This is a genomic window from Lysinibacillus macroides, from assembly GCF_001281525.1.
GTDB classification, from domain to species: Bacteria; Bacillota; Bacilli; order Bacillales_A; family Planococcaceae; genus Lysinibacillus; species Lysinibacillus macroides.
This window is the reverse complement of record NZ_LGCI01000002.1, coordinates 130,541-154,658: the sequence shown is the minus strand read 5'-3', so window position 1 is coordinate 154,658 and position 24,118 is coordinate 130,541. Positions and strand designations below refer to the sequence as shown.

The window sequence follows — 24,118 nt, the reverse complement described above, 5'->3', positions numbered from 1 at the left end:
ATTAATTGATTAATTAATTAATAAATTTTTGGAGGATGAGCTATGTTGAAGGTAGAAAATTTAATCAAAAGTTATCAAGATGGCAATGAGTTGCTTTATGCGTTAAATTCAGTTTCCTTGACTGTTGAACATGGAGAGTTTGTAGTCATTCTAGGTCCGTCTGGCTCTGGCAAATCTACATTTCTTAATGTGATTTCTGGGCTAGAGTCACCTGATTCGGGAAGCATTCTGTATGATGATTATGAGATTGGTAAGCTACAACAGAAAGAATTGACATTGTTTAGACGGGATAAAACGGCTTTTATTTTTCAAGCGTATTATTTACTGCCATTTTTAAATGTAGAGGCTAACATAAAAATGGGGGCTGATTTAAAAGGGAATCAACATATTCGTGAAATAATTGATGGTGTAGGGCTAGGTGGATTAGAGCAGCGTCTGCCTCATGAACTTTCAGGGGGACAGCAACAAAGAGCTTCGATTGCACGTGCATTAGCAAAGAAACCTGATTTTTTATTTTGCGATGAGCCGACTGGGGCATTGGATGAAGAAACAAGCAAACAAATCTTAACTTATTTAAAAAAGCTTCAAAAACAACTGAAATTTACCATTATTATGGTCACACACAATAGCAGCATTGCTCAAATTGCCACAAAGGTAATTAAAATGTCTAGCGGAAGAATAGTAGAAGTTACTAACAATGCCCATCCATGCGATGTGAGTGAGCTCACATGGTGAGAAGGGCTGGGACACGGATGAAATTAAATAAACACTATTTTCTTATATTAGTCGTTGTCTGTGCAATGTTTATTTGTTCGTTGCTGGTGTTTTATCTTCAAAATACCAGTGCCCTCAAAAAGGTTTTAGCAGAGCAAAATCAGCAGGACTTTACACTTACCCTGCAGGACGAAGCGGATATAACAGAGCTATCAAAAAAGTATTCTTTTATGTATGATCTATTAGCTTACAAAGTTATTTATGATGATAAAAATATATTTCGTTTAATGAAAGATACACGTAGTATAGATATTCCTATGTATTCAGAGGGGGCTGCACCAAAGACAATAAATGAAATTGCGATAGATAAAAACTTTTCTCAGGATAATCAATTGACACTAGGTAGTGCACTTACTATTGGCAATCGAACTTATGTTATTAGTGGCATTTTTACATTACCAGACGCAATTATGCCAATGGTAGCGGATAATGGCCTAGCATATCAAGCAAAAACGCAAGCATTCATATTATGTGATGAAGCTATGTACTCAATTTGGGAAGAACTAGAGAAAGTAAGTTATTCAGGTCGATTTATGGAAGAGTTATCAGAGGAGCAGCAGCAAAACGCATTAGCAGAAATGCGTCTGAATCCAAATATAAAATCAATAGTAAGTAAAGAGGAAAATCCTCACATACTTGCAGCGTTAAATACTAAAGAAAAAATGTTTAAAATTTGTCTGTTAAGTGCTGTATGCATCTTAGTGTTCACTGTAATAATATTGCTAACTACAACTATTATTCAAAATATAAATGAGACAAAATCTGATATGGGTATTCTTAAAGCACTTGGCTATACGACTACACAGATTGCTAAAAAATATTTGATAATAGGTGTTTTTGTGCTAGTAGGCGGCGTGATAGGATATGGAATGTCCTCTATCATCAGTCCACTGTTTATTAATCGAATCAATGCTGCATTCCTTGTTCCGGATATTCCACAAAATTTTAATGGTCTACAATTTATTTTATTTATAATAATGCCGGCACTATGTTTCTCTATTTTGGCTTTTGGACTTGCAGTATTTACCTTGCGGAAGCCGCCATTAGAAATGATTTATAAGACAGAAACAATCAAGGTAAATATTTTTGTAAAGAAAAGACAAAAACGTAGAAAAACTAAGCCTTTTCGTAAAACGGTGTTTAGATCTATTATCACAAATAATATTCTATTGGTCTTTTTAGCTATGCTTACTGGCTTCATGGTTAGTGCAAATTTACAGATTGCTTTTTCCCTTCAAGCAATGGCTGATAAAGTATCCTCCATAACGCTTAAAGGTATCGAGTACGAAAGTAATGTTCGGTATCAGGAGGCTAAGGAAATGGAATCTTTGAACGCAGACACACCTTATTTTGTGAGGGATTGTAAAATGGAATTTCCGAATGGGGAAGTATTAAACAATGGACAATTTATGGCATTATATAATAGCATGTCTCTTTTTAAACTTTATAGTATTCAAAAGCAACATAACATAGACATTTCACAGCAAAAGGGGATCGTTGTGAATGATTGGATGCGTAAGAAATATGACTTAGCAATAGGGGACACGATCAAGATTTATATAAACAATGATATTTATCCGTTACCTATCACAGCGATCGAACAATCCGTGTATGGGGAAACGGTCTATGGTGATGGTGCAATGGCTATCCAAGCTGGTATCTTAGACAGGGCAGTCTACAATGGTGTATTTACGGCTGACAACGTTGAGTTTGACAACAAACAGCATGTATTTGTATCGAAATTCGAAGATATAGTAAAATCCAGCTCTCAGCAAAAGGGAACGTATATAGCTCTGTCATTTTTATTTATTATCATTGGTTTAGCTTTAAGTATTTTAACAATTGGTATTGTTGTCAAGGTTATTATTACAGCTAATCGCAAATATTTAGCATTGATGAAAGCATTTGGCTATACGAATTCAGAGTGCAATCGAATCGTCCTGTCAGGCTTTCGTATCATCGCATATATCGGGTTTGTGATTGGGACATTTTATGCGATTGCTTTATCTCATTTTTTATTTGGTACATTAGCTAAATCTTCTACAATAGCAATACCGATGACACCAGATAGTAAGGCAATCATGCTTTCACTTATTATCTTTGCTATTTCCTATGAACTTATTATGTTACTCTATAAAAAAAGCATTAATGCAGTATCATTGCAGGAGGTTATGATGAAATGAATAAACGCCGCGAACAGAAGGAAGTTAGACGGGAGCAAATTCTAAACGCGGGCTTGGATTTGTTTATAAGAAATGGTTATCATGGGACTACAACGAAAGAGATTGCAGATACATTTGGGATTAGCCAAGGATTAATGTTTCATTATTTCAGCTCAAAAGAAGAGGTATACCTTGAGCTTTTGAACCGAGCGAAAGCGAGTATGTCTACTATCCATATTTCTGAAGCAGAATTAGAGCAACCGCTCGTACATTTAAATACGATGGTGACGATGATACTGGATTCTTTTAGTATGTATCCACTATCAGCAAAATTATTTATGTTGGTTGCCCAAACACAAATTGCAAGTAATTTACCAAACACAATTCAACAAATGGCTAAGGATATCGCAGCATCAAAGGAATTTGAAAGCTTAGTTAAAGCAGGGCAGACGAAAGGAGAAATACGAGAAGGTGACCCAAGAGCTCTTGCAGGCTGTTTTTATTCTGCTATTCAAGGCGTTGCACAAACGTATATTTGTTTTCCTGACATACCGTTGCCCCAAAGTGAGTGGTTGGTAGCCATCTTAAAAAAGTAAAGCACTAAATACCATAACAGCCTGACATCTTTCAAATAGGAGCGTCAGGTTTTTTCTATAGCATTAAAAATAATAGAAGGTGATTGATATGTGGAGCAGAGTCCCACAGCCTTTGATGAATCTTACTTTCTTATTGCTTGCTCTTGTGGCTTTGTGGATGATAGGCGAGTTTTCTAATAGCGTCAATACAACAGGTGAGGGCGAGGTGGGCTATATTGTTTCGTATGAAGGAAGCATTTATTTCATCCAAGGAGAGCATATCCAACAGCCAGATATAGAGAATTTTTCATACGAGGATCATTCGATGGGGGAAAATGCCATCGTTTTTTCTCGCTATGCTAATAGATTTGAATCAGTATCAATGTTAGACAATCCCTCGAAACTGCTTATGAAAAATATTAAAAACGGGGATAAAGTGCGGATTTGGTATTCTCAGGTTTTTGAATCATATCCAGCTAAAATCAAAGTACAGCATATAGAAAAATTTTGATTATCTGTCTATTGTCGAAAAATTGTCATAAAAAATTTCATTATGGTAGAAAAAGATTTTGTTCTGTGAAAATAGCGTAGTTTAGCGGTTTAAAGTGACGAATTGATAGAAAACCTAAAATATTTTGTCAAATTTAAAAGTCAGAACATTCATAATGTTGTTGACGAACCTTCCTAATTAACGATAATATAGCGATACATTCATACTTTGTTTAGATAAAGTGTGATAGATATTTGATAGATAGTCGGGGGGATTATTAGTGAAGAGCAATATGAAAAAGCTTTCATTCCTATTATTTGGATTAGTTTTGCTATTAGCTGCATGTGGCAATGGCGGCTCTAGTTCATCTGATTCAAGTGGAGATGAAAAAAATAATGCAAGTGAAAGTGAAAAAGCAGCAGAGACAACCTATAAAATTGGGATTACACAGATTGTAGAGCACCCATCATTAAATGCTGCAACAGAGGGCTTTAAAAAGGCGATTGATGATGCTGGCTTAAAGGTTGAGTACGATGCACAAATTGCACAAGGTGATAACAGCCTTAACTCTACTATTGCAAACAATCTAGTAGGAGCAGATGTAGATTTAATTTTTGCAAACTCTACACCTTCTGCCCAAGCAGCAGCAACAGCTACAAGTGATATTCCAATTATTTTTACATCTGTTACAGATGCTGTTGGCGCAGAGTTAATTGAATCGATGGAGAAGCCGGGGAAAAATGTGACAGGTACAATTGATTTACATCCTGAAACAATTGCTAAAACAGTAGCATTCTTCAAAGAGCTTGGCGCAGAAAAAGTAGGTATGGTTTACAATGCTGGTGAACAAAACTCTGTTGCACAAGTGACGGAAGTGAAAAAGGTAATGGACGAGCAAGGATTAACAGTTGTAGAGGCATCAGCAGCTACTTCGGCGGATGTAAAGCAAGCTACAGAATCATTAATTGGTAAAGTAGATGCTTTCTATATTATTACAGATAACACAGTTGTTTCTGCTTTAGAATCTGTTATTGATGTTGCTAATACAAATAAATTACCATTGATTGTAGGAGAATTAGACTCTGTTGCACGTGGTGGTTTGGCTGCGTATGGCTTTGAATATTCCGATATTGGCTATGAAGCGGGACAAATGGCTGTGAAAATTTTAAAGGGTGAAGCAACACCTGCTGATACACCTGCACAGTATCCGCAAAACTTAAAGCTACTCATTAATAAAAAAGTAGCGGATGATTTAGGCATCGAAATTCAAGATTCTTGGGGTGCAGAAATTTTAGAGTAATGAAAGCAAAGCGGGGTAAATCATCCCCGCTTTATCTTCATTTAACAACAAGATGAATACAAGAAATTTAGGAGATGATTCAACAATGTTTTTAGCATTATTTGGCGCAGTGGAGCAAGGAATCATCTATGCAATTATGGCACTTGGTGTATACTTAACGTTTCGAGTGTTAGATTTTCCAGATTTAACCGTTGATGGAAGCTTTGTAACAGGGGCGGCTACAGCAGCAACAATGGTTCTGCTTGGCTACCACCCCGTCTTAGCAACTTTAGTGGCAATTGTTGCTGGATTTATTGCTGGATGTATGACAGGAATTCTTCACACAAAAGGGAAGATTAACCCACTATTATCAGGAATTTTAATGATGATTGCTTTATATTCTATTAACCTACGAATTATGGGGTTAACTGCAGAAAATACGATAGGTCGTCCGAATATTCCATTATTAAATTCAGAAACAATATTTTCTAAGTTTCAAGCATTTTGGAGTAACTTAGGTATCGACACTGTTCTTAATAACTTATTATCAAGCATGGGTCTTCAAAAAGTACCTGCTACATGGAGCGTAATGATCATCGTATTACTCATTACAATTGTTATTAAGTTATTAGCAGATTGGTTCTTAAAAACAGAGGTCGGGCTAGCTATCCGAGCAACTGGTGATAATAAGCGAATGATTCGTAGCTTCTCAGCAAATACAGATACACTTATTATTTTAGGGCTAGGACTTTCCAATGCACTTGTCGCATTTTCTGGAGCTTTAATCGCACAATATTCAAAGTTCTCAGATGTTAGTATGGGGATTGGTATGATTGTTATTGGTCTTGCATCTGTTATTATTGGTGAAGCTATTTTTGGCACAAAGACAATTATCCGCACAACTTTTGCTGTTATTGCAGGCGCTGTTATTTATCGTATTATTTTAGCATTAGCATTGCGCGTAGATTTCCTAGATTCAGGGGATATGAAATTAATTACTGCTGTAATTGTTATTTTGGCACTTATCCTGCCTCAATTTATTAATAAGGGCAAGGAACGCAAACGAAAGGCAAAGCGTGCACAGGGAGGAAAAGGCCTTGCTTAAATTAAAGGGAATTAATAAAATTTTTAATGAAGGAACACCAGATGAAAAAATTGCGCTTGCCGAGATTAACCTCCATTTAAAGCCAGGTGATTTTGTGACAATCATTGGTAGTAATGGTGCAGGAAAATCAACGATGATGAATATGATATCAGGAGCTTTAACACCCGATTTCGGTATAGTATCCATTGATGGGAATGATGTAACTGGCTTGCCTGAATATAAACGCTCACAATATATTGGTCGTGTATTCCAAGACCCAATGGCAGGTACAGCACCAACGATGACGATTGAGGAGAATTTGGCACTGGCATACTCTCGCAATAAGAGCAGAGGGCTACGTATAGGTGTAGCTAAAAAACGTCGTGAGTTTTTTAAAGAATCGTTAGAAATGCTTGGCTTAAACCTTGAAAACCGTCTGTCGGCAAAGGTAGGTCTGCTATCAGGTGGGGAGCGTCAGGCTTTATCGCTGTTAATGGCAACCTTCACCAAGCCATCTATTTTATTGCTGGATGAGCATACGGCGGCACTTGACCCCTCTCGTGCAGAGTTGATTACGCGCATTACCAAGTATTTAGTAGACAAGGATCAGCTAACGACATTAATGGTCACGCATAATATGCAACAAGCCTTAGATTTAGGCAATCGTCTGATTATGATGGACAAGGGTCAAATTATTTTAGAGGTCGAGGAAGATCGTAAGCACACATTAACGATCCCAGATTTAATGGCTGAATTTGAACGTATTCGCGGTGAAAAAATGAACTCTGACCGTGCTTTACTAGGTTAATATACGTCGATAAAACAGGTAAGGAGCAATCCTTTACCTGTTTTTCTATGTCTTGATAGTGAAGTGTAGCTAAATAAACCTTTAACCTACTTCACAGCAGCATATCAGCTGGGCTGAACAATTAAGCCGAAAATATATTTTTATCAAAAATTTTTGTAACAAATAGTGTACGAAAGCTATATATAAGTGTTGTCATAAAAATTGTTGGGAAAAGGAGGGAGGAAGGTTGAAGATTTAAGTGACCTTTATGAATCATATGCAAATGATGTGAAACATTTTCTTATTTGTCTAACTTCAAATGTAGATTTGGCTGAAGAACTTACGCAGGAAACCTTTTATCAGGCTTTAAAATCTATTAAGCGCTATAACGGTGAATGTAAAATGTCTGTCTGGCTATGTCAGATCGCAAAGCATACCTATTATAACTACTTAAAGAAAGAGAAACGTAATAATATGATCTACATGGACATGGATAATCCATCTAATGCTAATTTGCCAGATGATGAAATTATCAAACGTAATACATTGATTGCTATACACAAAGAAATTCATTTACTACATGAACCTTATCGTGAAATATTTTTGTTAAGAACATCTATTCATCTTAGCTTTAAAGAAATTGGTGAAATATTTGATAAAAGTGAAAACTGGGCAAGGGTTACATATTATCGTGCCAAACTAAAATTAGTGGAAAGGATTCAGGGTGATGCGTATGAATTGTAATATTATAAAAGACTTGCTGCCATCCTATATTGATGATATTTGTAGTGAGGATACGCGAAAAGTCGTTGAAGAGCATTTAGCACAGTGCGAAAAATGCCGATTGAGCTTAAAAAGAATGCAGCAGCAAACCGATTATATTCAACAGATGCCTGAGGAAGCCAAAAAAGCCATTTCCCCTTTTAAAAAAATCAATAAAAAGCGACGTATCCAAGTGTTTGTAGCTATTGTGTTTACCTTTATAATAACCATTATTAGCATGCTGATTGTTCAAGAAGTAAGTGCTGTAAATCAAATCTTTTTCCCTAAGAAATCCGCCATTGTTGTAGTAGATAGTATGGAGGTATGGGAGAAAATACATTTTAATGATAATGACACTGGGACAAAGACCAAAGATTATCTTATCTATAATAGCATATTTTGGAACAAGAAGATTGTTAATACAGCGGGTAGCCCAAGTGATATTACGCTAAGAGTAAAGGATGAGGATGGCAATATTGTAGTAGATGAACTGCGAGTACGTCCTGGAACAAGTGTTAAAGTAGATAGTCTAAAAAATAATAAAAAATATTATTTTGAGATAAAGGCGCAAGAGGGAAGATTCTTTATTAACGCCGTGTAGTCGTGAGACATGATAAACGCTTATATAAAAATATAGGCGTTTTTTATATTTTAGCTGGTGAATGAAGGGGATTGAGCAATCATCGAGTAAAAGCTACTGTTAAAAATGAAATGGTTGTGATGGTCATTTTATAATAGGGAAAAGGGGGTGAAATAATGTTTGTGAAACAGCGGGAAAAGTCCTTTAAGCAATTAGTCTTAGAAGCACTTGATAGAAGATTGCCAAAGAATCATACGAGGTACGAGTATTTTCAAGAAATGTTAAGGCGAGTAAGGGCTGGCTATGCAGGCGAACAGCACGTTGATAAAGTATGGCAGGAGATAAATCTACAACAGCCTTATGTTTTATTACATGATGTGGAGTTTCAATCCATGTATCAAATGGATACTTTGTTTTTAACACAAAATTTTGTTTTAGTGATAGAGATTAAAAATATGGTAGGCCGTGTTGAGTATATGAAGGAAAAGCATCAATTTATTCGAATACACGCTGATGGGAAAGTAGAGGGCTTTCGCAATCCTTTTGATCAGGTGAAGCGACATGCTCGATTTTTAAGCAAATTTTTAAATGAGCGTGGCTATGTAATGCCGATTAAGTATTTAGTTGTGGCGGCAAATCCAAATATGGTGATGTCCTCTAGCCTATGCTCACAGCCTATTTTACATGTAAGTGGTCTTGGTGAAAGAATTGAGCGATTGCTAAAGCAGCATCAAACGATTTATATAGACAAAGAGGAATTAAGTGAGCTCTGTACCTATATGTTACAACATCATGAGCCTTCACAATGGAATTTTACTATTTCGCGAAATGAATTGCGAAAAGGGGCGTTATGTTCGCATTGTAGCTTTGCATATGTTGTGAGCTACACGTATGGTAGATGGAGATGCACGCATTGTCATAAAGTGGATGAACAAGCATTTTGGCATGCTTTGCAAGATTATCGTTTATTAATAGGAGAGCAAATTTCGAAGGCTGAGTTTTGTGTTTTTTTTAATATGTCCTCTGAAAGGGCAGCTTACTATCTTTTAAAAAAGTTAAAATTTAAAGCGGTTGGTCAAAATAAAAATCGGAAATATATTATACGTGCAAAGTAATAAGTGACAAAACTATCGAGCGGTCAGATAGTTTTGTTGATAATTTTCAAAAGTTGGTCAATAAAATGCTAAGTTTGGTCAATAAACACAAAATTTTAGTCAATAAAAAAGCCTCACTTGCTAAGAAGTGAGACTTTTCGATGTTAAACGAGTAAGCCAAATAGCTGGATATCGTTGTTAACTTCTTTGTATTTGAAGCCAAATTCGTCCATTCGTGCGAGTAAGCCTTCGTACTCATCACGATTACCAAGCTCAATGCCGACAAGGGCAGGACCACTTTCTTTATTATTTTTCTTGGTATACTCAAACGTTGTAATATCATCGTTTGGCCCAAGCACACTTGTTAGGAATTGGCGAAGTGCGCCTGCACGCTGAGGGAAGCTGACAATAAAGTAGTACAGCAAGCCTTCATGAATTAAAGACTTTTCTTTAATTTCCTGCATGCGACCGATATCATTATTACCACCGCTAATAATAACAACGACAGACTTGCCTTTAATGTCTTCCTTATAAAAATCCAGCGCTGCCACTGATAATGCCCCAGCAGGCTCTGCAATAATCGCATGCTTATTATATAAATCTAAAATCGTTGTACAAACTTTTCCTTCAGGGACAAGCACGATATCGTCTAAATAGCGACGACAAACATTATACGTGTGGTGACCAACACATTTTACAGCTGCTCCATCCACAAATTTATCAATCCAATCCAGTGCTACTGCGCCACCCTCGGCAAAGGCAGCCTTCATGCTACCAGCACCCGCAGGCTCCGCGCCTATAATTTTACTAGTAGGAGAAAGGTTTTTCACATAGGCAGAAACACCTGACATTAAGCCGCCGCCGCCAATACTGCCAAATACATAGTCGATTGGCTCCTCCATATCATTCATAATTTCTACTGCTACAGTGCCTTGACCAGCAATAACATCGAAATCATCGAATGGATGAATAAAGATTTTACCATGCTCATCACAATAGCTTTGTGCACTTTCAGCAGAGTCATCGAATGTATCACCTGCTAAAATAATTTCCGCATACTCACGGCCGAACATTCGCACTTGGTCTATTTTTTGCTTAGGTGTTGTTTGAGGCATAAAAATACTAGCTTGAATTTTTAATTGGGCACAGGCATATGCTACGCCCTGTGCATGGTTGCCTGCACTTGCGCACACAACGCCAACCTTACGTGCCTCATCCTCAATTTTTTTAATTTTATAATAGGCTCCACGAAGCTTAAAGGAGCGGACATGCTGTAAATCCTCGCGTTTAAAATAAATACTAGCTCCGTATTTCTCGGATAAATAGTCGTTTTTTTGTAGTGGTGTATGCACAACTACATCTTTTAAAAAATGATGTGCAATCAGGACATTCTCTACTTGCACGGTTTTCGTATCAGCAACTTCCATAATATTCATCCTCCGTTATACGTTTAAAACATTTATCTATGATAGCATATTTTATTAACTTTTTGGCATTAATTTTTAGTAAATTCTAAATTTTCCGTGTCTATTTTGTGATGTAAGCGATTTCTCAAAAAAATCTCATAACGTGCATGGTCAAGCATATACTAGACTAGCGATAGGAGGGTGACTGTTGGAGATTTTTCAAGGGATTTTATCTACATATATGCAATTTTTCGATTGGGCAATGTGGCAGGAGGTGCTAACAGACCCTGTATCCTGGGGGCTTATTTCTTCCTTAATACTTATAGAAGGCTTACTATCAGCGGATAATGCACTTGTACTAGCTGTTCTTGTTAAACATTTACCAGATAAACAACGAAAGCGAGCATTAATGTATGGTATGCTAGGCGCCTACTTTTTTAGGTTTTTATTTATAGGAATCGGCGTGTATCTCGTAGAGTTTTGGTTTATTAAAGTACTAGGCGCTTTATATTTAGGATGGCTTTGTATCGCTCATTTTCTTCAAATAGGGCAGGAGGATCATATGAAGGAGATGAAAAAGTCAGGGCTGATGGTACGCATTTTCGGGACATTTTGGGCAACAGTTATATCAGTAGAGCTGATGGATATTGCGTTTTCCATTGACTCTATATTTGCGGCTTTTGCGGTGTCTAATCAGGTATGGGTGCTGTTAATTGGTGGTATGCTAGGTATTTTGATGATGAGAACCATTGCGGGTGTATTTTTATTGATTATAGAAAAAATTCCTGAGCTTGAAGCAACTGCCTTTATTATTATTGGCGTTATTGGTTTAAAAATGTTTGTGAGCGTCCTAGGTATCCATGTGCCACACTATTTATTTTTCCTATTTTTATTAATAGCTTTTTCCATTACGTTCGTTGTCCATATTATAAATAGAATAAAGGCTGCCTAAGGAAAAAGGTTCCGTTCTCAAATATAGTGAGAACAGAACCATTTTTTTATTTTGCATATTTATCAGGGTCTATAATATAGAATTTTTCAACATTAAGCCAGCTTTCGCTCATTGGTGCACCATCGTCAATACGTTTTTCGGTTTCTTGCATCATCCAGCCTGTTTGGGAGATATGTGCTTGCAAGGCCTTAACTTTGTCCATCTTCATTTCATGAATATCATAGACAATATGGGGCTCACCATTTTTTTCAATGGTATCATTAGCAAATGCACAACCTAGTATTTGAGGCCGAGCAGCTTGTGGCATACGACGCACAGCCTCAACGACAGCGCGTGCCGTTGCCTCATGGTCAGGGTGAACAGCAAAGCCTGGTAAAAACGTAAAGATAAGTGATGGCATAAGCTCCTCAATCAATCCTTCCATAAGCTTTACCATTTTTTCATCATCTTCAAATTCGATTGTTTTATCGCGCAAACCAAGCATACGCAAATCTTGAATACCCATAGCTTCTGCAGCCGCCACCAATTCTTTGCGGCGAATTTCTGGCAAAGATTCGCGTGTGGCGAACGGTGGATTTCCTAAATTACGCCCCATCTCGCCTAATGTTAAACAGGCATATGTAACAGGTGTATTCATTTTCTTTGTATAGTAGGCGATTGTTCCAGCAATTGAAAAAGCCTCATCATCTGGGTGAGGGTAAACAATTAAAATATGACGTTGTGGTTGTAAATCCAAAATAGTCATCCCCCTTAATAAGAAAATGGCGTTTCGCTAATTTCAAGCGCAATAGCCAATTTTCCAGTATAATCTAGTCCAGCCATTAATAAACGGCCTAAATCATCTAATTCATAGTGTGTAATACCCTGTGCATAGACCCAACCATGCGGTAATTTTAAACCAACACGATGGGGTGCATTGTCTACAACTTTAGCAAGCTCATAATTAATCTTAACATTGCGAATAAAGGCACCTGCATTAAAAAATTGTTCATCATAGTGTGCTGCGTAAGAACCGTTTGTCGTCTCGAGATGAATATAAACGTCTTTGTTGGCAAAAGAATTTAATAATTCCTGTAACGTCTCTACTTGTACTTCTTGCATCTTAACACTCCTCTCGGTTATTTATACTTTTAAGTATAGTAAAAAAAATTCATAAAGGGAAATTGATTGCTTTTATGATGACAAATTAATTACTTGTGTAAAATTAATCGTCATCTATATATCTATGATCTATGTGCAAGCAATATTCTTGAAAAAATTATTGTAGTGTATCAATATAGAGGATGTGAAAGCAGTTTGTCTAAAAATGGTTTCACATCTGACAAGTTATTACAACTGTAATTGCTCCCTTATTTGCATAAGTAGACAGCTTCAGCGGTTGAAGGGATTTAGAAAATGACTTCTATCTTGGTACAATAGATGACATTCCTTCAACAGGCTAGAAGATGCAGCTATGAAAAGGGGAGAATAATAACCTGATGATTATTGGATAGAAAAAAACGAGATTCTCTGTCATAAAAGAGAATCTCGTTTTTTATAAGAATATGTATCTGTTAGAAACGATAAAGCTTTCGTTCAATTGTATCTAAACGGTTGTTAACGTTTTGTAGTTGTTTATACATTTCTTGTATATAAAAACTTTGATCTTGTGTTTCAGCTGTTTTACTTTGTGCTAATTCCTCCTCTTCTTGTAACGCTAATATTGTGGCGAGGGTGGATAATGAATAGCCAAATGTTAAAACAATGGAAGCAATGACTTCTACTTTTGCGGAAGTAATGTCTCCAGCTAGTAAACCAGATTCTTCGATTAAGTCCTCTAATTTGTGTTTTTTCATCTTTTCCCCTCCCATATATAGCTAATATATGGGGTAGGCAGGTTTAACGTATCTTGTCCGTTTTTTAATCTTCTAAAAAGGCACTTGGCGGATCAGATGCCTTTTGTTGTTAAATTTCAGTTATGGTTACTGGTGGCGCACCACAGCGAGATTTTGCTCCATGCATAACAGGTCCAACGTAGTTATTAAGCGCCCAGCCATGTGCAATAGCAGCAGAAACAAATTCTTTTGCTTCAACAACGGCCTCCATCACTGAAAGACCATTTGCAAGGTTTGCTGTTACAGAAGCGGCAAATGTACAACCAGCTCCATGATTATAAGTAGAAGCGACTTTTTCAGATTCTAATAAGTAGAATTTTTCCCCATCGAAGAAAAGGTCTGTTGCTTTTTCTGTTGCTAACGCTTTGCCGCCTTTAATGACAACAGCTTTAGCGCCTAGTTCATGAATTTTATGGGCTGCTGTTTTCATTTCATCAATTGTTTTAGGTGTACTAGTACCCGCTAATTGCCCAGCTTCAAAAAGATTAGGTGTTGTGACAGCTGCTAGTGGTAGAAGATGCTGTATCATAGCATCTGTATTACCAGGGTTTAATACTTCATCATCCCCTTTACATACCATAACAGGGTCAATCACAACATTTGGAGTCCCTGATTTGGCAATTGCTTCGCCAGCAATACGAATAATTTCTTCTGTTGATAGCATCCCTGTTTTAATGGCATCGATGCCTGTGGAAAGGGCTGTAGCAATTTGCTGCTGTAAAAGTTCAGTTGGTAATGGTGTGACATTATGTGTCCAGCCATTAGGGTCCATTGTGACAACAACGGTTAAAGCCACCATACCGTATGTACCATGTTCCTGAAATGTTTTAAGGTCAGCCTGCATTCCTGCGCCGCCTGATGTGTCTGAACCAGCAATCGTTAATATCTTTTTAAGAGCCATATATAAAATCTCCTTTATAGTTGAAAATTATTCTCTAGTATAAGCTGATTCTGATTCTATAAAAATAGCCAGAATATAATATTTTTATAAGGTCAGTTTAAGCTAATGCTTGAATTCATCTTTATTTTTTTGTACCGTTGTAAGAAAAGAAGGGGGCTAAAAAATATGAAGCAAATTTTCCCGAACGATTGGCAAACAATACTGGCAGAAGAGCTAGAAAAACCATACTATCAAAAACTACGTCAATTTGTTGCACATGAATACTCAACACAAACCATTTATCCACCAATGAATGATGTGATGAACGCATTTTATACAACAGCTTACCAGGATGTAAAGGTCGTTATTTTAGGGCAAGACCCCTATCATGGCCCAAATCAAGCGCATGGCTTAAGTTTTTCTGTTAAGCCAGGTGTTCCTCATCCACCTAGCTTACGAAATATGCTACAAGAGCTACGGGATGATGTAGGCTGTTCAATTCCTCAGCATGGTACATTAACAAAATGGGCTGAGCAAGGAGTTATGCTACTTAACACGGTGCTTACTGTTCGAGCAGGACAAGCTAACTCTCATAAAGAGCAGGGCTGGGAGCAATTTACGGATGCCGTTATTGATAAATTAGCAGCGAGAGAGGAACCTCTGATTTTTGTCTTGTGGGGAAGACCTGCACAACGCAAAAAGCCATTAATTCGTCAACATCCAACACCACATGTCATATTAGAAGCACCACACCCAAGTCCACTAAGTGCCCACCGTGGATTCTTTGGCAGTAAGCCATACTCAAAAATTAATGAGCAATTAGCGGCATGGGGTAAGCAGCCGATTGATTGGTGTTTAGCTTAGATTGGCACAAATCGTTTACTTTATACATGATAGAAAGCGTGATACAGTTATGATAGAAGAAAGCGAGGGACAACGATGAAGGTAAACTGTTTCAAATGTCAGTTTTTTAAGGTAACATGGGATCCTCAAAATCCACGTTCTTGTACCGCATATGGCTTTAAAACAAAGCAGATGCCATCTGTTGTCGTTAAGCAATCCTCTGGTATGGACTGTTTGAAATTTGTACCAAAAGCAGAAAGTGGGAGAATGTAATGATTCCTTATCAAGCCGTGATCCAGCAACTTGAAAAACAATTAGTGAGTGCCAAAAATGCAGCGACTGATCAGCAAATTTGTGAGGCACTCATAGCTATACGGGCCTTATGTGATGTAGTGTTAGATTCGCCAAGTGATCCAGCACCTATTACACCACCTAAACATTTACCACAAATGCTTGTGTCAGAGACAAAGCCATCAAGCTTATACACATCAAAAATTGAAGAGGATGGCGCAAACGGTGATTCCATTTTTGATTTTTAAGCTATATAAAGGTAGGGTAACGAAAAAATGAAAAAGTTTATCGTGACAGGTGCTCTTCATGGCCTCTTAGCAGTAGCATTTGGTGCATTTGGTGCACATGCATTAAAGGAAGTTTTAGACGATTATAGTCAGGGCATTTGGGAAACAGCTGTTCAGTATCAAATGTTTCATGCTACTGGCTTATTAGTGATTGGCTTATTAATGAGCTGGAAACTGTTAGGTGAAGTTAAACAATTAAATATAGCTGGTATTTTCTTTAATTTGGGCATTGTTTTCTTTTCCGGCAGCCTATATGTATTAGCGATTAGTGGCATTAAGGTGCTAGGTGCGATTACACCAATTGGTGGTGTGTTGTTTTTAGCAGGCTGGGTACTAATCATAGTAGCTGCTTTAAAGCATGCTCGGTAATCGTAGATGAAAACTCTCTTACATCGTGATGTAGGGGAGTTTTATTCTTTTTAAAAGAATTATAGTATACTAGTATTACTTGGAATATTTTGAAAATATAAAAAGTGAGGTTACGAAGTATGCATAAGTTATTTACCTTAATTGATAAAAACTATGATGAGATGGTGAAGATGCGTCGTCATTTACATGAGTATCCTGAATTATCCTTTGAAGAAGTGGAGACACCTGCCTATATCGCAGCATTCCATAGAGAATTAGGTCATGAGGTGCGCGAGCATGTAGGAGGACGTGGGGTGGTAGCTGTATTACATGGAGGAAAACCAGGAAAAACGGTAGCATTACGAGCTGATTTTGACGCTTTAGCGATACAAGAGGAAAATGATGTGCCCTATAAGTCAAAGGTTGCTGGAAAAATGCATGCCTGTGGACACGATGGTCATACAGCAACATTACTAGGGTTAGCAAAGGCATTACATGTCTTGAAGGAGGAAATCGCAGGAAATATAGTATTTATTCATCAGCATGCCGAGGAGATAGCACCGGGGGGAGCCAAGCCAATGATAGAGGATGGTTGCTTAGATGGCGTAGATGTTATTTTTGGTACACATTTATGGGCTCCTACGCCATTAGGAGAAATTTTAGTAAGAGAAGGAGCCATTATGGCCGCTGCTGATAAAGTGGAAATTACGATTTATGGAAAGGGTGGTCATGGCGCAGAGCCGCATCATTCTATTGATGCTGTTGCGCTTGCGTCACAATTCGTAGTGAATGCACAGCAGCTTATTTCTCGACGTATTGATCCTTTAAAGTCGGCTGTGTTAACAATCGGTCATTTTGAAGCTATTAATCCCTTTAATGTCATTGCTGAGCGTGTTGTTTTGGCAGGGACCATCCGCACCTTTGAGGAGGAGGTACGCACACAACTAGAGCAAGAGCTAGAAGCTGTACTGCATGCCACTTGTTTAGCATTTGGTGCAAGCTATGATTATCGTTATACAAGAGGGTATCCATCTGTATATAATCATTCAAAGGAAACAGCGTTTGTCACACACCTCGCCTCCACTGTTCCAGGTGTCGAGCAAGTGAAAACATGTCCACCGTTTATGGTAGGCGAAGATTTTGCTTATTATTTGGAAAAAGTACCAGGCACATTTTTTATGACGGGGGCAAAAAAGCCAGAATGGGAAACAGCATTTCCCCATCATCATGCACGCTTTGATTTTGATGAACGTGCTATGCTTATAGCTGCTAAAACGCTAGGCAAAGCGACATTCACCTATTTAAATAGTCATGAATAATTAAAACCCTCCTACGCTTTCAGTTAGGCATAGGAGGGTTCTTTACTGTCACGGATTAAGATGGATTTTGATTAAAATAAGCCATTTCCTCATCATATTCAGCAAAGTCGAAATAAATCATAGGGAATAGAAAACGGTGATTTGATTTAAGCTCACGAATAATAACATGATCTCGACCAGCAGCCTCTACCACGCCACGTACTGTTTTTGTACTTTTGCCTTGCTCTACTGCATTTTCAAAGGAAAAATGGAAGGTAGCAGGCTTTCCACGATTCAATCGTAAAATATTTTCTATATAGGATTCCTCACGGCCAGGTGGTCGCCCGCTAGGAATCGTGACCGGAGGAGGCGTCATTTGCTGCTGTGTTGTTGGTGTCCAATAATAAGGCATCATTAATCATCAACCTACTTTCTTTTTAAATTTGAGGACAATCTTGTTCAGTTGGCGAGAAAAAGCAATGAGATTTGAATCTGCCTGTATTCCATTGCCCGTACCATTGTGCAGGACAGTCACCTGCTGGCATAAAGAACCATAAGGAACGAGTGGCAGGATGGAATCTTTCTCCTTGAATCACCCTTTTCGCTAATCGAATATCTTGTTCACGCGCTCGTTGATAAAAATAACTCTTTTGTGTGGCTTCAAAGCCTCCAGGACGCTGATAAACCATCTGCTCAATTGTTCGAATATCCCCGAAGTCTAAACAATCTCCTCGTACACGATTCACACCAACATTTCCAACCATAAGCATGCCCAGCTCACCTTCGCCCTCTGCTTCGGCGCGCATAAGCCTTGCTAATAAGGCTGTTTGTGCATCATTTGTCTTAATAACAGCGATTTTCATACCTCCTCGCAGTCAGTATATGCATGCAGGTATTGTAGACATGTTTGATTTTATGAAGAAAGCCGTTCACCTTTCAAATATACTTCGCATATAGTAGTAATAACGAAAATGTACGGAAAGCTATAATTTTTATGAAAATGGGGTAAATAAAGAACAGATAGAAATAGGGGAATATGGGATCAACGAATTGCATGTGTATTTACTACATGTGAGGTGATGTCTTTATGGAAACTGGAGTTTGGTTTGGTATTTTATTAAGCGCGGTACTGGCCTTTTTGTTTGGCAATTTTTACGGACAGCCGCTTCATTGGTATCTCTTTATTTTAATTCTCGTTATTGGTCTTTTTATTCAAACGATTATTTTGATTTTAAAAGTAAAAGACGAAAACTCATAAGAGGGTGTCATCATAAAATGGTGGCACTTTCTTTTTGGTGTATCTGTATATAAATAATGGATCAAGCCATACTAAAGTTAAATTATGTATGAAGGAGCATCACAATGCGTTTTTTTAGTATGGTTATAGCAATTATTATTAGCGCGTTTTTGGCAGTGGGGATAGCCGAATACTATCATCAGCCCTATGATTGGTATTTAATTTTTCTAATGATGCTGTTTGGATTTTTTGTTCATGTTATTATTTTAATATTGGAAACTGAAAATAGTGAGGAAAATGAATATTAAAAATGCGAGTCCAGCAAGGGGGCTCGCATTTTATTTTGAGTATTAAACTGTTAAGAATTTAACCAATTTATCATTATCAAGTAGGTTGCCTACGAAGAATTCACCAAACTCACCATAGCGAGCGGAAACCTCATCAAAACGCATTTCATATACTAGTTTTTTGAACTGTAGCACATCATCAGCAAATAATGTTACGCCCCATTCATGATCATCGAAGCCAACAGAGCCTGTGATAATTTGCTTTACTTTACCAGCATAGCCACGACCAATCATTCCATGAGAGCGCATTAATGATTTACGCTCATCCATTGATAGCATATACCAGTTATCATTTCCTTGACGACGTTTATCCATTGGGTAGAAGCATACATATTTGGCACGTGGAAGCTCAGGATATAGACGCGCACGTACATGTGGATTTTGGTAAGGATCTTCATTTGATTCGCCAGCTAAATAGTTTGAAAGCTCTACAACAGATACATAAGAATATGTAGGAATTGTAAAATCTGCAATAGCTAATTTATTGAATTCTGCTTCTAGCTCTTGTAACTCATCCATTGTTTCACGCAATGTCATAATCATAAAGTCAGCCTTTTGACCAACAATTGCATAAAAAGCATGAGCACCTGTTTTAGCTACATCTGCCTCGTTCAGTTTTTCTAAATAAGCAATAAATTCCTCTACTGCTGCTTGACGTTCCTCTGCAGAAACAAGTTTCCAAGATGCCCAGTCGATTGAGCGGAAATCATGTAAAGCGTACCAACCATCTAACGTAATTGCTGCTTCATTCATTATTGAAAACACTCCTTTATAAGTGAATACCATTCAAAAATTAGTTTATCATAGTTTGTACAAAATCCCTAAGTTCATGACTGTATTTCACGAATTTGACATCAACTAGAGATGTTGTATGCTAAAGAGAAGAGATACGGTTAGAGGAGTACCTATTATGAAAAGTATTTTACAGCAGCCAATTTGGCGTTATTATGATCAATCCATTAGTGCACAACAAAGATCACCGTTAGAGTCCTTTGCCACTGATGATACATTATGCCAATTAGTTGGACAGTTAATATCACCACCAACCATCCGTACATGGGTGCATAAGGCATCTGTTGTGCTTGGTATTCAAGATCATCGTTTGCCTTACGTGCAGCAAGGAATGGATTTGTTAGAATCCAAAGGCTATCATCCGATCGTTCGTAATTCGGGTGGTTTAGCTGTTGTACTGGATAAGGGGGTACTTAATATTTCTATTGTATTATCAGAGCAAGTAGAAGCACTTAGTATCAATGATGGCTATGATGTGATGGTGGAGCTTATTAAACAACTATTTCCAGAAGTAGCTGATAAAATTGAAGCCTATGAAATTGTCGGTTCCTATTGTCCAGGCTCTTATGATTTAAGTATTGCAGGGAAAAAATTTGCTGGTATTTCGCAAAGACGCTTACGACAAGGGGTTGCCGTGCAAATCTATTTATGTATTGAAGGAAGCGGCTCGCAGCGGGCAGCATTGATTCGCGATTTTTATCGAGAAAGTTTACAGGGGGAACAAACAAAATTTGCCTATCCTGAAATTGTACCAGAGGTGATGGCATCTCTAGCAGAGCTTGTTCATCCAGAGTTAACAGTAGAGTCCGTTGTTACTCGTTTACAGCAGCTACTTCATCATTTAGCCAATGAAGTACATCCACAATCCTTTCATGAGAAAGAGCTAACATTGTACGGCTTTTATTTACAACGTATTTTTGAGCGAAATGCCAAAATGCTGGAGAGAAAGTAAGTGAACAAAGAAAAGCGAGTATTGCTGTCGTTGCGTTACACTCCACTTTCGCAATAGAAAAGGCGGTGCTGCTAATTTAGCGCATCGCCGTTTTCAGGTTGATAAATAGAACTACTTGTGACAAGGTTACCGTTTTTCTCCATTTTGAAGACAGGTGCAACTCGTTCTTCCTCTTCATCTAGTGTCACAAGTCGTCTAGCACGATTCATAATTTGTACAAATTGCTCGTAATCTTTACGGATTGCTCGATTTTCTTCTTCTAGTTTGGCAATGGTTTTTTCTAGTTTTTTATTTTTCTCAGATGTAACATGTACAAGCTGTCTCCATTTTGAAGATTCATTGCCTACTTCACCAGAATGCTGTAAACGCAATAGATAGGCTATCACAATATCAAGTGAAAGTGCTGAAAGAGGAATAGATTTGCCCTCAGCCGCGCTGCTATTGACAGTAAACATATTTGAAGCACGACGTCTTGTGGGGGTGCCTAATACTCGCATTCTCTCTTTTCTTTCTTTTTTAGCCTGTGCTAATTGCTCCTCGTACTCTTTGCGAACAACAGCATTCCAACGAAAGCCACATGCTGCCGCTGTACGGTTTAATGCATCACCAGCTTCTTCAAAGGCATTTAACTGTGTACTACCCTCTGTGACATGACGGATCACCGCCTCTGCCAATAATTCATCGTTTTCTTTTAACCAAGCATCTTGTCTTACTTTACTCATCATAAAATCCTCCCACCTTTATTTGGAACTTGTTTTGTAAGATTAGCATGACCAATCTTTTAACCTTTTATTCATCTATGTAGAAGGAATTATGCTTGAATAGAAGGGGAAAAGTACGATACAATACCCGATGTAGGTTTGTGCGTATGCTACATACTTAAATATGTGAAGGTCATACGTTCAATAGAGCGATTTTTTGTTTGATAAAATACTATATAGAAAGGGTTGTTGACAAAATGGCAAACGAGTTTAAAGTTTGCGATGAATGTCAGGCCGTTAACCTCAAAACGTTAATTCCAAAATTAAAGGAAATCGATCCTGATGCAACCATCGAAATTGGCTGTCATTCTTACTGTGGCCCAGGACGTAAAAAAACATTTACCTTTGTAAATAGCCGCCCTGTTGCTGCCTTAACAGAAGATGAACTAATGGAAAAGGTTTTAGCAAAATTGAAAAAATAAGTAAGCACAATGCTGTTTCTATTGAATAGAGGTAGCCTTGTGTTTTTTTCTGGCAGAAATTATGAATATTAGACCACTAGAAAGCAGACGGAATTAAAAAAATAACTAAAATAGGTTGTTAGTATCTATAGAAAATATTTAATAAGTATGCTAGTCCTAGGTTTATCGCATATAATAGAACTATAACAAAATGGGGGTGCTGTACAGATGACACATTATGCAAATGCTAAATTGCAAGAAGAGAAGGTATTTAAAGACCCTGTTCATCGATATGTGCATGTACGGGATCAAGTAATATGGGATTTGGTAGGGACAAGAGAATTTCAGCGTTTACGTAGAATTCGTCAGCTTGGCACAACTTTTCTAGTCTTTCATGGAGCTGAACATAGCCGCTTTAGTCATTCTCTAGGTGTTTATGAAATTGTCCGCCGCATTGTAGATGATATTTTTGCTGGCCGTTCTGAATGGGATGAAAATGAGCGTCTACTAGTACTGTGTGCAGCCCTATTACACGATTTAGGGCATGGACCGTTCTCACATGCTTTTGAAAATGTTTTTGAGCTGGACCATGAGTACTATACAAGACAAATTTTATTGGGAGAGACGGAGGTAAATGCTGTATTAAAAAAAGTGGCAGCTGATTTTCCGGAAAAAGTTTCGCAAGTAGTTGAAAAAACATATCCAAATAAGCAAGTGGTTAGTTTAATATCAAGTCAAATTGATGCAGATCGTATGGACTACTTACAGCGTGATGCTTATTTTACAGGCGTTAGCTACGGTCACTTTGATATGGAGCGAATTTTAAGAGTAATGCGCCCCCGCAAAAATCAAGTTGTGATTAAGGCAACAGGCATGCATGCGGTAGAGGATTATATTATGAGCCGCTATCAAATGTATTTACAAATTTATTTTCATCCAGTATCGCGAAGTGCAGAGGTTATTTTAAATAACATTTTAAAGCGTGTTAAGCAGCTAAGCTTGACAGGCTATACCTTTAAGCATGAACCGACCCACTTCCAAGCATTTTTCCATAATACGATTACATTAGAGGATTATCTTGCGCTAGATGAGAGTATTTTGTTTACATATTTTCAATTATGGATGCAAGAGGAGGATGCGATTCTAAGCGATTTAAGTCGTCGCTTTGTCAATCGTAAGCTATTCCAGTACATTGACTTAGATCCTGGTGTAGAGCTAAAAAAATATCAACAATTACAGGAGCTTTTCAGACAGGCCGAGTTAAATCCAGATTACTATCTTGTACACGATACAACTGCAGATCTCCCCTATGATTTTTATAGACCTGGGGAGGAAGAAGTACGTGTGCCGATATTTTTAGAAATGAAAAATGGTGAGCTGCGTGAGCTGTCACGAGAATCGATTATCGTTGATTCGATTTCAGGTCGTATGAAGCGTGATCATAAGATTTATTTTCCTTTAGATTTTTTAGAGGATCCTTCAACACATGCCGCCATCAAGAAACAAATTTTAACGCTGTTAAGAAAAGATGGAAAATAAAAGATGAATTTTAAAGTTTATTGAGTAAAAAATTTAAAAATTGAGTACATCGTGAGGCAGTAAACACGTTCAAAATGAACGAATGTTTAGTGCCTTTTTCTGTGTAGCTCAAGTAATAAGGTGGAAAAAAATAGGTTGTTTAGAAGTTGTTCAGGTCTATTTGTTATAATGACATACAAAATTGAAAGGGAGGTGAGGATGGGCATTTAATTTAGTACAAAAGTAATGTTATTTTTTGTTTTTGTGAGAAAAGTCTTATGTATTTTAGTCTTTATTACCTAATGTAGAAAGCTGGTTGGCTTATTTAAGCCATAATGACAACT

The 24,118-nt window shown here is 37.5% G+C and carries 30 protein-coding genes; 21 read left to right on the top strand and 9 right to left on the bottom strand.

Translation table 11 applies throughout. The features are described 5' to 3' along the window. Nucleotides 1-42: 42 nt before the first annotated feature. The 10 genes from ADM90_RS00900 to ADM90_RS00855 all read left to right on the top strand — a co-directional run bounded on the left by ADM90_RS00900 (nt 43) and on the right by ADM90_RS00855 (nt 9,608). Nucleotides 43-735, top strand: a complete 693-nt coding sequence (locus ADM90_RS00900) for an ABC transporter ATP-binding protein (protein WP_053993194.1) — start codon at nt 43-45, stop codon at nt 733-735. 17 nt (nt 736-752) lie between these two features. Continuing rightward, a complete protein-coding gene (locus tag ADM90_RS00895) occupies nt 753-2,957 on the top strand; it encodes an FtsX-like permease family protein (protein WP_053993193.1) in 2,205 nt (734 codons plus the stop codon). Continuing rightward, complete coding sequence (locus tag ADM90_RS00890; protein ID WP_053993192.1) at nt 2,954-3,532, top strand: TetR/AcrR family transcriptional regulator; 579 nt, start codon at nt 2,954-2,956, stop codon at nt 3,530-3,532. The genes ADM90_RS00895 and ADM90_RS00890 overlap by 4 nt, the downstream gene beginning before the upstream one ends. Nucleotides 3,533-3,620: 88 nt before the next feature. After that, nucleotides 3,621-4,022, top strand: coding sequence for a DUF3221 domain-containing protein (locus ADM90_RS00885; protein ID WP_053993191.1), 402 nt, complete (start codon nt 3,621-3,623; stop codon nt 4,020-4,022). 259 nt (nt 4,023-4,281) lie between these two features. Continuing rightward, nucleotides 4,282-5,301, top strand: coding sequence for an ABC transporter substrate-binding protein (locus tag ADM90_RS00880; protein WP_053993190.1), 1,020 nt, complete (start codon nt 4,282-4,284; stop codon nt 5,299-5,301). Nucleotides 5,302-5,386: 85 nt separating this feature from the next. Further along, on the top strand, nt 5,387-6,385 hold the full coding sequence (locus ADM90_RS00875) for an ABC transporter permease (protein WP_053993189.1): 999 nt from the start codon (nt 5,387-5,389) through the stop codon (nt 6,383-6,385). Continuing rightward, nucleotides 6,378-7,172 (top strand): ABC transporter ATP-binding protein, encoded by a 795-nt coding sequence (locus tag ADM90_RS00870; protein WP_053993188.1) that lies wholly within the window; start codon nt 6,378-6,380, stop codon nt 7,170-7,172. The genes ADM90_RS00875 and ADM90_RS00870 overlap by 8 nt, the downstream gene beginning before the upstream one ends. A 201-nt stretch (nt 7,173-7,373) precedes the next feature. Beyond that, a complete protein-coding gene (locus ADM90_RS00865) occupies nt 7,374-7,895 on the top strand; it encodes an RNA polymerase sigma factor (RefSeq protein ID WP_235473237.1) in 522 nt (173 codons plus the stop codon). Next, on the top strand, nt 7,885-8,514 hold the full coding sequence (locus ADM90_RS00860; RefSeq protein WP_053993187.1) for a zf-HC2 domain-containing protein: 630 nt from the start codon (nt 7,885-7,887) through the stop codon (nt 8,512-8,514). The genes ADM90_RS00865 and ADM90_RS00860 overlap by 11 nt, the downstream gene beginning before the upstream one ends. Nucleotides 8,515-8,669: 155 nt before the next feature. Then, complete coding sequence (locus tag ADM90_RS00855) at nt 8,670-9,608, top strand: nuclease-related domain-containing protein (RefSeq protein WP_053993186.1); 939 nt, start codon at nt 8,670-8,672, stop codon at nt 9,606-9,608. A 143-nt stretch (nt 9,609-9,751) separates the two neighbouring features. Here the strand turns inward: ADM90_RS00855 and ilvA are convergent, their stop codons facing one another. Beyond that, complete coding sequence (gene ilvA / locus ADM90_RS00850; protein ID WP_053993185.1) at nt 9,752-11,014, bottom strand: threonine ammonia-lyase IlvA; 1,263 nt, start codon at nt 11,012-11,014, stop codon at nt 9,752-9,754. 187 nt (nt 11,015-11,201) lie between these two features. Here ilvA and ADM90_RS00845 point away from each other — a divergent pair, with 187 nt between their 5' ends. Then, the gene (locus tag ADM90_RS00845; protein WP_053993184.1) at nt 11,202-11,945 is read left to right on the top strand and encodes a TerC family protein; all 744 of its coding nucleotides are present in this window, start codon (nt 11,202-11,204) and stop codon (nt 11,943-11,945) included. 46 nt (nt 11,946-11,991) lie between these two features. Here ADM90_RS00845 and bshB2 read toward each other — a convergent pair whose 3' ends face one another. The 4 genes from bshB2 to thiD all read right to left on the bottom strand — a co-directional run bounded on the left by bshB2 (nt 11,992) and on the right by thiD (nt 14,720). Next, entirely contained in the window at nt 11,992-12,681 is a 690-nt protein-coding gene (gene bshB2, locus ADM90_RS00840) for a bacillithiol biosynthesis deacetylase BshB2 (RefSeq protein WP_053993183.1), read from the bottom strand. Nucleotides 12,682-12,695: 14 nt separating this feature from the next. Then, entirely contained in the window at nt 12,696-13,046 is a 351-nt protein-coding gene (locus ADM90_RS00835; RefSeq protein WP_053993182.1) for a YojF family protein, read from the bottom strand. A 452-nt stretch (nt 13,047-13,498) separates the two neighbouring features. Further along, nucleotides 13,499-13,780 (bottom strand): hypothetical protein, encoded by a 282-nt coding sequence (locus ADM90_RS00830; protein WP_053993181.1) that lies wholly within the window; start codon nt 13,778-13,780, stop codon nt 13,499-13,501. A 109-nt stretch (nt 13,781-13,889) separates the two neighbouring features. Continuing rightward, complete coding sequence (thiD, locus tag ADM90_RS00825; RefSeq protein ID WP_053993180.1) at nt 13,890-14,720, bottom strand: bifunctional hydroxymethylpyrimidine kinase/phosphomethylpyrimidine kinase; 831 nt, start codon at nt 14,718-14,720, stop codon at nt 13,890-13,892. Between the two features lie 165 nt (nt 14,721-14,885). On the opposite strand from thiD, the gene ADM90_RS00820 reads away from it, so the two are divergent. From ADM90_RS00820 to ADM90_RS00800, 5 genes are all read left to right on the top strand, one after another. Further along, entirely contained in the window at nt 14,886-15,563 is a 678-nt protein-coding gene (locus ADM90_RS00820) for a uracil-DNA glycosylase (RefSeq protein WP_053993179.1), read from the top strand. Nucleotides 15,564-15,638: 75 nt separating this feature from the next. After that, nucleotides 15,639-15,815 carry a hypothetical protein gene (locus ADM90_RS00815; RefSeq protein WP_053993178.1) on the top strand — a complete coding sequence of 59 codons (177 nt, stop codon included), beginning with the start codon at nt 15,639-15,641 and terminating at the stop codon, nt 15,813-15,815. Beyond that, the gene (locus ADM90_RS00810; RefSeq protein ID WP_053993177.1) at nt 15,815-16,081 is read left to right on the top strand and encodes a YwdI family protein; all 267 of its coding nucleotides are present in this window, start codon (nt 15,815-15,817) and stop codon (nt 16,079-16,081) included. The genes ADM90_RS00815 and ADM90_RS00810 overlap by 1 nt, the downstream gene beginning before the upstream one ends. A gap of 27 nt (nt 16,082-16,108) precedes the next feature. Further along, a complete protein-coding gene (locus ADM90_RS00805; protein ID WP_053993176.1) occupies nt 16,109-16,489 on the top strand; it encodes a DUF423 domain-containing protein in 381 nt (126 codons plus the stop codon). A 119-nt stretch (nt 16,490-16,608) separates the two neighbouring features. Next, complete coding sequence (locus ADM90_RS00800) at nt 16,609-17,787, top strand: amidohydrolase (protein WP_053993175.1); 1,179 nt, start codon at nt 16,609-16,611, stop codon at nt 17,785-17,787. 55 nt (nt 17,788-17,842) lie between these two features. Here ADM90_RS00800 and gerQ read toward each other — a convergent pair whose 3' ends face one another. Beyond that, complete coding sequence (gerQ, locus tag ADM90_RS00795) at nt 17,843-18,181, bottom strand: spore coat protein GerQ (protein ID WP_053993174.1); 339 nt, start codon at nt 18,179-18,181, stop codon at nt 17,843-17,845. A 22-nt stretch (nt 18,182-18,203) separates the two neighbouring features. Beyond that, nucleotides 18,204-18,629 carry a cell wall hydrolase gene (locus ADM90_RS00790; RefSeq protein ID WP_053993173.1) on the bottom strand — a complete coding sequence of 142 codons (426 nt, stop codon included), beginning with the start codon at nt 18,627-18,629 and terminating at the stop codon, nt 18,204-18,206. Nucleotides 18,630-18,853: 224 nt separating this feature from the next. Here ADM90_RS00790 and ADM90_RS24640 point away from each other — a divergent pair, with 224 nt between their 5' ends. Both ADM90_RS24640 and ADM90_RS00785 read left to right on the top strand, forming a co-directional pair. Further along, on the top strand, nt 18,854-19,024 hold the full coding sequence (locus tag ADM90_RS24640) for a hypothetical protein (RefSeq protein WP_162838591.1): 171 nt from the start codon (nt 18,854-18,856) through the stop codon (nt 19,022-19,024). A gap of 104 nt (nt 19,025-19,128) precedes the next feature. Then, complete coding sequence (locus ADM90_RS00785; RefSeq protein WP_053993172.1) at nt 19,129-19,311, top strand: hypothetical protein; 183 nt, start codon at nt 19,129-19,131, stop codon at nt 19,309-19,311. A gap of 42 nt (nt 19,312-19,353) precedes the next feature. Here ADM90_RS00785 and hemQ read toward each other — a convergent pair whose 3' ends face one another. Further along, nucleotides 19,354-20,103, bottom strand: a complete 750-nt coding sequence (gene hemQ, locus ADM90_RS00780; RefSeq protein ID WP_053993171.1) for a hydrogen peroxide-dependent heme synthase — start codon at nt 20,101-20,103, stop codon at nt 19,354-19,356. 157 nt (nt 20,104-20,260) lie between these two features. Here hemQ and ADM90_RS00775 point away from each other — a divergent pair, with 157 nt between their 5' ends. Continuing rightward, nucleotides 20,261-21,094: a lipoate--protein ligase family protein gene (locus ADM90_RS00775; RefSeq protein ID WP_053993170.1), complete on the top strand. Its 834-nt coding sequence runs from the start codon at nt 20,261-20,263 to the stop codon at nt 21,092-21,094. Nucleotides 21,095-21,165: 71 nt separating this feature from the next. Here the strand turns inward: ADM90_RS00775 and ADM90_RS00770 are convergent, their stop codons facing one another. Next, the gene (locus tag ADM90_RS00770; RefSeq protein ID WP_053993169.1) at nt 21,166-21,816 is read right to left on the bottom strand and encodes an RsfA family transcriptional regulator; all 651 of its coding nucleotides are present in this window, start codon (nt 21,814-21,816) and stop codon (nt 21,166-21,168) included. Nucleotides 21,817-22,052: 236 nt separating this feature from the next. Here ADM90_RS00770 and ADM90_RS00765 point away from each other — a divergent pair, with 236 nt between their 5' ends. Continuing rightward, nucleotides 22,053-22,277 (top strand): YuzB family protein, encoded by a 225-nt coding sequence (locus tag ADM90_RS00765; protein ID WP_004227652.1) that lies wholly within the window; start codon nt 22,053-22,055, stop codon nt 22,275-22,277. 207 nt (nt 22,278-22,484) lie between these two features. Beyond that, entirely contained in the window at nt 22,485-23,795 is a 1,311-nt protein-coding gene (locus tag ADM90_RS00760) for an HD domain-containing protein (protein ID WP_053993168.1), read from the top strand. Nucleotides 23,796-24,118 lie beyond the last annotated feature (323 nt).

Coding starts and splice junctions, on each gene's coding strand:
- ADM90_RS00900 (WP_053993194.1), top strand. CDS start 43: ATGTTGAAGGTAGAAAATTTAATCAAAAGTTATCAAGATGGCAATGAG.
- ADM90_RS00895 (WP_053993193.1), top strand. CDS start 753: ATGAAATTAAATAAACACTATTTTCTTATATTAGTCGTTGTCTGTGCA.
- ADM90_RS00890 (WP_053993192.1), top strand. CDS start 2,954: ATGAATAAACGCCGCGAACAGAAGGAAGTTAGACGGGAGCAAATTCTA.
- ADM90_RS00885 (WP_053993191.1), top strand. CDS start 3,621: ATGTGGAGCAGAGTCCCACAGCCTTTGATGAATCTTACTTTCTTATTG.
- ADM90_RS00875 (WP_053993189.1), top strand. CDS start 5,387: ATGTTTTTAGCATTATTTGGCGCAGTGGAGCAAGGAATCATCTATGCA.
- ADM90_RS00860 (WP_053993187.1), top strand. CDS start 7,885: ATGAATTGTAATATTATAAAAGACTTGCTGCCATCCTATATTGATGAT.
- ADM90_RS00855 (WP_053993186.1), top strand. CDS start 8,670: ATGTTTGTGAAACAGCGGGAAAAGTCCTTTAAGCAATTAGTCTTAGAA.
- ilvA (WP_053993185.1), bottom strand. CDS start 11,014: ATGGAAGTTGCTGATACGAAAACCGTGCAAGTAGAGAATGTCCTGATT.
- ADM90_RS00835 (WP_053993182.1), bottom strand. CDS start 13,046: ATGCAAGAAGTACAAGTAGAGACGTTACAGGAATTATTAAATTCTTTT.
- ADM90_RS00830 (WP_053993181.1), bottom strand. CDS start 13,780: ATGAAAAAACACAAATTAGAGGACTTAATCGAAGAATCTGGTTTACTA.
- thiD (WP_053993180.1), bottom strand. CDS start 14,720: ATGGCTCTTAAAAAGATATTAACGATTGCTGGTTCAGACACATCAGGC.
- ADM90_RS00820 (WP_053993179.1), top strand. CDS start 14,886: ATGAAGCAAATTTTCCCGAACGATTGGCAAACAATACTGGCAGAAGAG.
- ADM90_RS00815 (WP_053993178.1), top strand. CDS start 15,639: ATGAAGGTAAACTGTTTCAAATGTCAGTTTTTTAAGGTAACATGGGAT.
- ADM90_RS00810 (WP_053993177.1), top strand. CDS start 15,815: ATGATTCCTTATCAAGCCGTGATCCAGCAACTTGAAAAACAATTAGTG.
- ADM90_RS00805 (WP_053993176.1), top strand. CDS start 16,109: ATGAAAAAGTTTATCGTGACAGGTGCTCTTCATGGCCTCTTAGCAGTA.
- ADM90_RS00800 (WP_053993175.1), top strand. CDS start 16,609: ATGCATAAGTTATTTACCTTAATTGATAAAAACTATGATGAGATGGTG.
- gerQ (WP_053993174.1), bottom strand. CDS start 18,181: ATGATGCCTTATTATTGGACACCAACAACACAGCAGCAAATGACGCCT.
- ADM90_RS00790 (WP_053993173.1), bottom strand. CDS start 18,629: ATGAAAATCGCTGTTATTAAGACAAATGATGCACAAACAGCCTTATTA.
- ADM90_RS24640 (WP_162838591.1), top strand. CDS start 18,854: ATGGAAACTGGAGTTTGGTTTGGTATTTTATTAAGCGCGGTACTGGCC.
- ADM90_RS00785 (WP_053993172.1), top strand. CDS start 19,129: ATGCGTTTTTTTAGTATGGTTATAGCAATTATTATTAGCGCGTTTTTG.
- hemQ (WP_053993171.1), bottom strand. CDS start 20,103: ATGAATGAAGCAGCAATTACGTTAGATGGTTGGTACGCTTTACATGAT.
- ADM90_RS00775 (WP_053993170.1), top strand. CDS start 20,261: ATGAAAAGTATTTTACAGCAGCCAATTTGGCGTTATTATGATCAATCC.
- ADM90_RS00770 (WP_053993169.1), bottom strand. CDS start 21,816: ATGAGTAAAGTAAGACAAGATGCTTGGTTAAAAGAAAACGATGAATTA.
- ADM90_RS00765 (WP_004227652.1), top strand. CDS start 22,053: ATGGCAAACGAGTTTAAAGTTTGCGATGAATGTCAGGCCGTTAACCTC.
- ADM90_RS00760 (WP_053993168.1), top strand. CDS start 22,485: ATGACACATTATGCAAATGCTAAATTGCAAGAAGAGAAGGTATTTAAA.